9 protein-coding genes are annotated in these 8,554 nt (G+C 67.5%); all 9 read right to left on the bottom strand.

Annotation, left to right across the window (positions count from 1 at the left end):
* A partial coding sequence (locus WAW85_RS09130; RefSeq protein ID WP_422559298.1) for a DivIVA domain-containing protein occupies positions 1 to 639 on the bottom strand: 639 nt, incomplete at its 3' end.
* A gap of 292 nt (positions 640 to 931) precedes the next feature.
* Positions 932 to 1,237, bottom strand: a complete 306-nt coding sequence (locus WAW85_RS09125) for a YggT family protein (protein ID WP_422559297.1) — start codon at positions 1,235 to 1,237, stop codon at positions 932 to 934.
* A 58-nt stretch (positions 1,238 to 1,295) separates the two neighbouring features.
* The gene (locus tag WAW85_RS09120; protein ID WP_422559296.1) at positions 1,296 to 2,024 is read right to left on the bottom strand and encodes a cell division protein SepF; all 729 of its coding nucleotides are present in this window, start codon (positions 2,022 to 2,024) and stop codon (positions 1,296 to 1,298) included.
* Between the two features lie 54 nt (positions 2,025 to 2,078).
* Positions 2,079 to 2,816, bottom strand: a complete 738-nt coding sequence (locus WAW85_RS09115) for a YggS family pyridoxal phosphate enzyme (protein WP_422559295.1) — start codon at positions 2,814 to 2,816, stop codon at positions 2,079 to 2,081.
* Positions 2,813 to 3,550 (bottom strand): peptidoglycan editing factor PgeF, encoded by a 738-nt coding sequence (pgeF, locus tag WAW85_RS09110; protein ID WP_422559299.1) that lies wholly within the window; start codon positions 3,548 to 3,550, stop codon positions 2,813 to 2,815. Before pgeF ends, WAW85_RS09115 begins: the two co-directional genes overlap by 4 nt.
* Positions 3,550 to 4,716: a cell division protein FtsZ gene (ftsZ, locus tag WAW85_RS09105; RefSeq protein ID WP_422559294.1), complete on the bottom strand. Its 1,167-nt coding sequence runs from the start codon at positions 4,714 to 4,716 to the stop codon at positions 3,550 to 3,552. The genes pgeF and ftsZ overlap by 1 nt, the downstream gene beginning before the upstream one ends.
* A 145-nt stretch (positions 4,717 to 4,861) precedes the next feature.
* Positions 4,862 to 5,689, bottom strand: a complete 828-nt coding sequence (locus tag WAW85_RS09100; RefSeq protein WP_422559293.1) for a cell division protein FtsQ/DivIB — start codon at positions 5,687 to 5,689, stop codon at positions 4,862 to 4,864.
* Positions 5,686 to 7,185 carry a UDP-N-acetylmuramate--L-alanine ligase gene (gene murC / locus WAW85_RS09095; protein ID WP_422559292.1) on the bottom strand — a complete coding sequence of 500 codons (1,500 nt, stop codon included), beginning with the start codon at positions 7,183 to 7,185 and terminating at the stop codon, positions 5,686 to 5,688. Before murC ends, WAW85_RS09100 begins: the two co-directional genes overlap by 4 nt.
* Positions 7,182 to 8,357 carry an undecaprenyldiphospho-muramoylpentapeptide beta-N-acetylglucosaminyltransferase gene (gene murG, locus WAW85_RS09090; protein ID WP_422559291.1) on the bottom strand — a complete coding sequence of 392 codons (1,176 nt, stop codon included), beginning with the start codon at positions 8,355 to 8,357 and terminating at the stop codon, positions 7,182 to 7,184. The genes murC and murG overlap by 4 nt, the downstream gene beginning before the upstream one ends.
* Positions 8,358 to 8,554 lie beyond the last annotated feature (197 nt).

Raw genomic sequence — 8,554 nt, 5'->3', positions numbered from 1 at the left:
CTCCAGCACCGTGCGCTGCTGGTTGATTGTCGACATGATCTCGGTATGCTTGTTCTCCGCATCGCGCTGCAGGAACTCGGCGCGCTCCTGCGCCTGTCGCACCTGCGTCTCCGAGCGGGTCTGCGCGTCAGCCAAGATCGCATCGGCCCGCTGTTGCGCGTCGGCGACGGTCCCGGTGGCATGCGCCTGGGCTTCGGCAACCATCGCGTCGCTGCGCGTACGCGCATCGGCGAGGAGACCTTCGGCCTCACTGCGGGCGCTACCGGTCACGCGATCGGCGGTGTCCTGGGCCAGCGCGAGGACGCGGGCCGCACGAATGCTGGCTTCCTCGTCCAGCGGAGCCGAAGGGGCCACCGGAACCGGGGCCGGGACGACGGCGGGAGCCTCGGCGGGCTGCGGCACCGAGAAGATCTGGGTAGCCTCACCGCCTGCTCCTGGACCCGCCGAACGGGCTGCCGCCAGCTCTGCTTCGAGGTCGGCGTTGCGTTGCTTCAGCTCAGCGTTCTCGTCGATGAGGGTGGCAAGCTCGTTCTCGACGAAGTCAAGGAACTGGTCGACCTCGTCCTCGTTGTAGCCGCGCTTGCCAATCGGCGGTTTGCTGAACGCGACGTTGTGCACATCAGCTGGTGTCAGCCGCATGGCGGTATCCCCTCTAGTTCTCCGAGCGTGTCAGCCGTAGCTCACAGGCCCTTGTCGTTAGGTCGTCACACCGGCGACAGGCCGGTCGCAGTTCTATTAATACCAGTAGTACTGCGTAACTAGCGTGCCATCTTGTCACATCCGGACCAACTCTTGTTGCGCGACTGTCTCCACTGTGCCACCGAATCACCTGTCCTCACGGAGACCTCACAGAGACGGTCGCGGCCGGACGTCCGTCGGCGCATAGGCTGTGAGCAGGAACGATGCCGATTCGCTTCGTGGTGCCGACCAGCTACAGGGGGGCCAGAGTGCCAGCGTAGGCCTGCGCGATCCGCATCCCGATCGTTATCACGATCAACACGAGAAACAATGACAAATCTAGTCGCACAGCTCCCAGATCTACCGGCTTCAGGATCCGCCGGAGTGCCTTGAGGGGCGGATCTGTCAGCGTGAAGACCACTTCGAGGACGATGACGGCAAGACCATGCGGCCGCCAGGTACGCGCCAGCGATTGGACAAACTCGATCACCAGTCGTGCGAGCAGGAGCACCCAGTACAGAAAGAGGATGAGGAAGAGAATCCAGAGGAAGTTACCCACGTGTCTACAGTGCCACGCCAGCCCCCAGTTGCCACCGGCGGCACGCGTGGAATTCCTCTCAACTCTGGCTGTGGAATCCGGATTCGGCGAGGCGACGACGATCCTCGGCGCCCACCTCGACCCCGGCCGGCGACAGCAGGAAAACCTTGGTGGCAACCTTGTCAAACGAGCCACGAAGCGCAAAAACCAAACCAGCAGCGAAGTCCACCATCCGCTTGGCGTCCTCGTTGGTCATATCGACCAGGTCCATGATGACGGGACTGCCGTTGCGGAAACGCTCACCGATGGTGCGTGCCTCCGCGTAGTCGGCTGGCCGCAGGGTAGTGATGCGCGCAGCACTGTCGGCGAGTACCTCAGCGCGCGGCTCCGGGGCCAGTGCGTTGGCGCCGCGGATCGGGGCAGCCACCCCCCGAGCGGAGACATTGGCACTACGCGACAGCGGCTCCAGTCGAGCACGGGCAGTACCCAGCGGGGCGCGATCAACCTCCACGTGCACGGCACGCTCGGCGTACACCTGCTCGCCGCCGCGGACAGCGTATTCGACGTCGGCGTAGTCAGCCGAGTAGGGCTCTTCGTCATAGTACGAGTCGCCAGCACCGCCCGGAGCGCGGTAACGCTCGAGGTAGAGGCGCTCGCGGGCGCTCATCGCGGCACCGTCTCGAGCCCCGTCACGCCGATGCGCTTCACCGTACGAGTCATACTCGGCCGGCCCGGCCAGGTAGTCGTCCTCGTATTCACTCGGAGGCACCATGCCGAAATATGCCTTGAACTTCTGCATCGTCGTCATCGACTTGCCTTCCTGATGTGGATGATCCATTTGGTTCCGCTGTGACCAATGTGATTAGGGTGAGGTTAACGGGCGCGGACCCATGATTGCGGTTCCGACACGCACACAGGTCGAGCCGAATTCCACCGCGATGTCCAGGTCACCGGACATTCCCGCCGATAGCTCCACCGCCTCGGGATACGCGCGCCGGAAGTCTGTGGCCAGCTGCTCCGCCCGGGCCAGGTGCACGCGAACCTCGCCGTGCATGGGCGGGATCACCATCAGACCATCCAGACGCAGCGCCCGGTCGTCACCGGCCACCTGCTCGGCCAGCGCGGGCAGGTCCGCAGCCCGCACTCCCCCGCGGGTCGGATCGCCGTCGATGCTGATCTGCAGCAGCACACCGAGGCGGTCGGCGCGCGTACCGTCGTCGAGTGCTCTGCCTGCGGCCACCGCAAAGGCCCGGGCCAACTCGACCGAATCCACCGACTGCACGCGGCGTGCCCAGCGCGCGATGGTCGTGGCCTTCTTACGTTGGACCGAACCGATCATGTCCATGGAGAAGTCCGCATCGGGCAGTTCGGTGCGCACCTGGGCAACCTTGCGGCCTGCCTCAGGCTCCCGATTCTCCCCGAACTCGGTCGCCCCCAGCGCCACCAGCGTGGCCAGATCGGCGGCTGGAAAATATTTGGTGACGACCATCAGTCGGGCGCTCCCGCCTGGACGCCCCGCGGCCCGTTCGGCGCGGGCGATCCGGTCCCGAGTGGCCGCCAATCCGGCAGCTAGGTCATGGCGGCGCGAATCAGCGCTCATTCGCCAGCGCTCGGATCTATCCAGACCACCGAGGCGATGCGGCCGGTCGGCGCGGTCCGCCGATGACTGAACAGCGCGGTGTCGCCGATGGTGCAGCGCGGATCGACCCAGATGCGCTCCACGCCGGCCCGGGCGAGCTGACCGGTGAGCCCGGCCCGCAGATCCAGCCCAGCGGTGCCCTTCGCCGTGGCGCAGGCGCTGCCGGGCAGATGCTCCTCCACATCACGTTGCATCGCCAGCGGCACCTCATAGCGCTCACCGGACGCGGCGGGGCCCAGCCACGCGCCGATGCGGGCAGGCTCGGCGCCAAGGTCGGCCATGGCCGCCAGCACGGCGGGCAGGATCCCTATGCGCGCGCCAACCCGGCCGGCATGCACCGCCGCGATCACCCCGGCCTCATCGTCGCTCAGCAGAATCGGTACGCAATCAGCGGTCAGCACCGCCAAAGCCAGTCCCGGCGTCGCGGTAACGAGCGCATCGGTGGCCGGCACCGGCGCCTCGACGGGGCCGTCGACGACGGTCACGGTGCGGGTGTGCAGCTGTTCCATCCAAACGACCCGGCTGGACGGCAGTCCGAGGACGGTGGCCAGTCGCTCGCGATTGGCCACCACCGCCGTCGGATCGTCGCCGACGTGGTCGCCAAGATTGAACGAGTCGTACGGGGCACGAGAGACTCCGCCGGCGCGGGTGGTCACCATCCGGCGCACCCGCCCGGCGCGGCGAGACGGTGTCATCACTTCATGAAGTCGGGGACATCGACCTCGTCGTCGTCCAGCCGTACCGCGTTGCGACGGGGCGCCCCGGTGTCGGCGAACGGGTCACCGGCGCGTCCGGCGCGCGGACTGAACAGCGGATCGTCGGCCGGCGGTGTGGAGACCTGACCGGCTTGGGCGGCTTCGACGGTGCCTGCGGCGCGGCTCGCCGCGGCCACTGGCTCGACCCGCTTGCGGGGTGCGCCGGCGTCAAAACCAGCGGCGATGACAGTGACCCGGACTTCGTCGCCGAGGTTGTCGTCGATCACGGTGCCGAAGATGATGTTCGCGTCCTCGTGGGCGGCTTCCTGCACCTGGGTGGCGGCATTGTTGATCTCAAACAGGCCGAGATCGCTGCCACCGGCGATGGAGATGAGCACGCCACGTGCGCCCTCCATCGAGGCCTCCAAGAGCGGCGAGTTGATCGCCGATTCGGCGGCCTTGCGCGCCCGGTCCTCCCCGCGCGCAGCGCCGATACCCATCAGTGCACTGCCTGCGTCGCTCATTACGCCCTTGACGTCGGCGAAGTCGACGTTGATCAGACCCGGCGTGGTGATCAGGTCGGTGATGCCCTGAACGCCGTTGAGTAGCACCTCATCGGCGCTGCGGAACGCGTCCATCAGGCTGACCTGCGAATCACCCAACTGCAGCAGGCGGTCGTTCGGAATCACGATGAGCGTGTCACAGGATTCCCGCAACGCCGCGATACCCTCGTCGGCCTGGTTGCCCCGCCGCTTACCCTCGAAAGAGAACGGACGCGTCACGACGCCGACGGTCAGGGCACCCAACTTACGCGCCATGGCCGCGACGACCGGCGCGCCGCCGGTACCGGTGCCACCGCCTTCGCCTGCGGTCACGAAGACCATATCCGCACCCTGCAGCAAGTCCTCGATCTCGTCGCGCGCATCCTCGGCAGCCTTGCGGCCGACCTCCGGGTTCGCGCCAGCGCCGAGGCCTCGGGTGGACTCTCGGCCGATATCGAGTTTGACGTCGGCATCACTGATCAACAGCGCCTGCGCATCGGTGTTGATAGCGATGAACTCCACACCTTTGAGGCCCTGTTCGATCATGCGGTTGACGGCGTTCACGCCACCGCCGCCGATGCCCACGACCTTGATGACGGCGAGGTAGTTGTGAGGGGGCGTCATTGCTGCTCCTGCTCCGAGTTAAACCCTAAAGCTCAACCAAAGGGTTATAGTTATGTCAAGTACCGGTGTTGAAGAAGACGCTAAGGAGCAGTCGGCAGCGATGCCAGGAGGCGCGCCGCACGCGCCGAGAGTTTTGCCGAAACTCTCAGCTGATCGCCGGATAATCCGGGCTAGAGACGTTGTACGTCGTGCCGGGCAGCTTCAAGACGTGCCGCAATGCCTCGGCTTTGTCTGCTCCCCGATCACTGCCGCCCCACACGACGGTCCGCCCTTTGGTCAGCAGCAGCGTCACATCGGCCGGCGAACTCGCCGAAATGGTCTCGACCTGCGGGCGCAGCCATTCCGGCAGCGATGCGGCCACCTCCAGAGCCGACTGCGTCGTGGGATCTTCGGGCCCCGGATTGGACACTTGAAGCATCGGGAGGTTGCGGAACTTGCCGTCACGGGCCGTCGACGACTCCAGGGCACCGCGCGAGGCGAACTCGACGTAAACCACACCGACCGAGTCCATGACCCCAATCCGGCCATCACCCACGTCAAGCAGTACCCGCGGCGTCCGCTCAGTCACCGTGATGGCCAGCGTCGAAGGATACCTGCGGTCCACGCGCACGCTCTCGAGCGCCGGAATCCGAGCCACCCGCGCGGCCACCGCCGCGGTGTCGACCTGCAGCAGAGGCGTCCCGAACGGCACATCGGCGAGGGCCAGGATCTCATCCCGGGCAATGGTCACCCCGGCGATCGGCTGCTGGCCAGCACCCGATTCCTGGCCTGACTCGGCGACGACCGCCGCACCGCTCACCTCCATCGAGCGCACCGACAAGACCGGCGAAAAGTAAGCCGCTGCCACCAGCGCGCCAATGATACTGATCGCCGCCAGCACGGCGATCAGCCGCCACAGCCTGCGGCGGCCCACCCGACGCAACTCTTCGCGGTCGGAGTCGGGCCCGGGCGGGGCGGTGTGCTTCGTGCTCACGAGTCCCGGGCAGCCTGATCTGCGGTCGCCGCCGCCTCCAGCGCAGCCAGAATATAAGGGACGTGCATGGTGATATCGCCGGCACCAATGGTCAGCACCAGGTCGCCGGGCCGAGCCCGCCGGGCCACCGCCTCAGGCAATGCGGTCACCGCATCAACAAAGACCGCGGGCACCGTCACCGCATCGGAGATCAGGCGGCCGGTGACACCAGGCTGCGGCTCCTCCCGCGCACCGTAGACGTCGGCGACAACAACCTCGTCGGCCAGGCTCAGCGCCTCAGCAAACTCGGCGGCAAACTGGGCGGTACGCGAATACAGGTGCGGCTGGAAAACCGCGAGCAGCCGGCCCCCGGTTGCCCTCACCACGCCGCGAGCCGCGGTGAGCACGGCACGCACCTCGGTCGGGTGGTGGGCGTAGTCGTCGTACACGCGCACGCCCGCGACCACGCCGCGGTCCTCGAACCGGCGGTGCACGCCGCCGAAACCGTCAATGCCCGCAATGACCGCGTCCACCCCGACCTCCGGCGCCACGAACAAACAGCCCAACAGCGCGCCAAGGGCGTTCAGCGTCATATGCACTCCGGGCAGGGTCACCGTCAGGGTGCGGTCGGCGGACTCGCCAACGACCGGCGGGTGCAGGCGCACGTGTGCGCGGCTGGCCGTGCCCCGGGACACCAGGTCGATCAGTTCGCCGACCAGCGGGATACCCGGGGCCTGGTCGGCATGCGTACCGCGACCGTAGCCCACGACCTTTACCCCAGCTTCGGCAAGTGCCGTGGCACGCCGCCCCGCCAGAGCGGCCGCGCCCGAATCGTCCAGGCACACCACCAAGGCGCCGCCCGGACGGATCAACTCGGTGAAATCGTCGAAGACCTTCACGTACGCATCTTCGGAACCGAAGAAGTCGAGGTGGTCCGCCTCGATGTTCGTCACCACCACCACATCCGGCCGGTACTGCAGCAGTGATCCGTCGCTCTCGTCGGCTTCGGCGACGAACACCGTGCCGCTGCCGTGATGGGCGTTGGTGCCCGATTCGTTGAGTTCGCCGCCGATGGCGAACGACGGATCGACCGCGCCATGCTGCAGGGCCACAACAGCCATCGATGTGGTGGACGTCTTGCCGTGTGTTCCGGAAATCAACAGCGTCCGGTAACCGTCCATCAGCCGGGCCAACACCTGCGGCCGGTAGAGCACCGGGATCCCGCGGCGGCGGGCCTCGACCAGTTCGGGGTTGTCGTCCGGAATGGCGGCCTGCGTCGTCACGACGACGGTGGCGCCCCCAACCAGCAGATCTAGGGCCGACGGGTCGTGTCCGATGCGGACGTGGGCACCCTGGGCGCGCAGCGCGACCAAACCGCGGCCGTCCCGGCCGTCAGATCCGGACACTTGTCCTCCCCGGGCCAGCAGAATGCGGGCGAGCCCACTCATGCCTGCACCACCGATGCCGACCATGTGCACGCGTTCCAATCCGCTGGGCAGGGCCGTGGGGGCGGTCATCGTCGGCGTCCTGCGGCCGTGTTCCGGTGCTGCGCTGCCAGGGCGAGGGCGGCTGCGGCCACCGTCTGGGCGGCCTGCCGGTGACCGACGTCGGTCCCCGCCGCACTCATCGCGGCGAGCGCCGCTGGGTCCTGGACGAGTGCCCGGATCTCGCGGGCGATGTAGTCGACGGTCAGGTCGGCGTCATCAACCAACCGCGCCGCACCTGCCTGCACCACCGGCAGGGCGTTGAGTCGTTGTTCGCCGTTCCCGTGTGGCAGCGGAACATAGACGGCTGGCAACCCGGCCGCCGTCACTTCGGCAACGGTCATCGCACCGGACCGGCAGATCACCAGATCCGCCGCGGCGTAGGCCAAATCCATCCGATCCAGATACGGCACCGCGACATACGCCGGGGCACCGGTCGGCGACACCGGATCGATGGCGTTGGTGGCTCCGTGGGCGTGCAGCACACCGATCCCGGCGGCGCCGAGCGCACCGGCGGCACCCGATACCGCTTCGTTGATCCGCTGGGCGCCCTGCGAGCCGCCGAAAACAAGGATCGTCGGCGCCTGCGGGTCCAGACCGAAAAACTCGCGGGCCCGCATCCGCAGCGCGGCACGATCCAGGTCGGCAATGGCCTGCCGCACCGGCATGCCCACGACCTGCGCACCGGGGATACCGCAATCGGGTACCGCGGCCATCACCTGCTCGGCGAAACGAGCGCCGACCTTGTTCGCGAGACCGGCCGACGCGTTCGCCTCGTGGATGAGCACAGGAATCTTTCGATCCTTGGATACATGCGCGCGGGCAGCGAGATACGCGGGCAAGGCGACATACCCGCCGAAGCCGACCACCACGTCAGCGTCGACCTTCGCCAGCACCTTCCGCGCGGCGCGCACCGCCCTGTCCAGCCGGACCGGGGTCTTGACGAGATCGGCGCCGACCGCGCGCGGCATCGGCGCTGGCGGAATCAGTTCCAGCTGATAGCCGCGCGCCGGAACCAGCTTGCCTTCGAGCCCTTTCGGGGTTCCCAAGGCAGTCACCCGCACCCCTGGTGCGAGGGCGACGATCGCATCGGCGACAGCCAGGGCCGGCTCAATGTGCCCTGCAGTTCCGCCGCCGGCGACGACGATCGATAGACCGGTCCCGTCGACAACCGAATCGTGAACCGGTTCCGGATTGCTGTTCACCGCTGCCTGTACTCCGTTCGACGCGGCGAGCTCATCTCCCGGCTGCGCCCGGCAGCCCGGCGCGGATCGCTGCCAATCCGGTTGCTCGCCTGCCTTGCAGGATAGTGGATCTCATCGGAGACCTGCGTCCGCGGCCCGGTCCTCGTTCGCGTCTGCGCCCGCGCATCCGTAGGGAGCTGCGTGGCCCGAGGCTGGCT

It is taken from the genome of Gordonia sp. (in: high G+C Gram-positive bacteria) (assembly GCF_049299075.1).
Classification (GTDB): domain Bacteria; phylum Actinomycetota; class Actinomycetes; order Mycobacteriales; family Mycobacteriaceae; genus Gordonia.
The sequence above is the reverse complement of the archived record's forward strand: the minus strand, read 5'-3'. Positions and strand labels throughout refer to the sequence as shown.

Coding starts and splice junctions, on each gene's coding strand:
- WAW85_RS09120 (WP_422559296.1), bottom strand. CDS start 2,024: ATGACGACGATGCAGAAGTTCAAGGCATATTTCGGCATGGTGCCTCCG.
- WAW85_RS09115 (WP_422559295.1), bottom strand. CDS start 2,816: ATGAGCGCTGATTCGCGCCGCCATGACCTAGCTGCCGGATTGGCGGCC.
- pgeF (WP_422559299.1), bottom strand. CDS start 3,550: ATGACACCGTCTCGCCGCGCCGGGCGGGTGCGCCGGATGGTGACCACC.
- ftsZ (WP_422559294.1), bottom strand. CDS start 4,716: ATGACGCCCCCTCACAACTACCTCGCCGTCATCAAGGTCGTGGGCATC.
- murC (WP_422559292.1), bottom strand. CDS start 7,185: ATGACCGCCCCCACGGCCCTGCCCAGCGGATTGGAACGCGTGCACATG.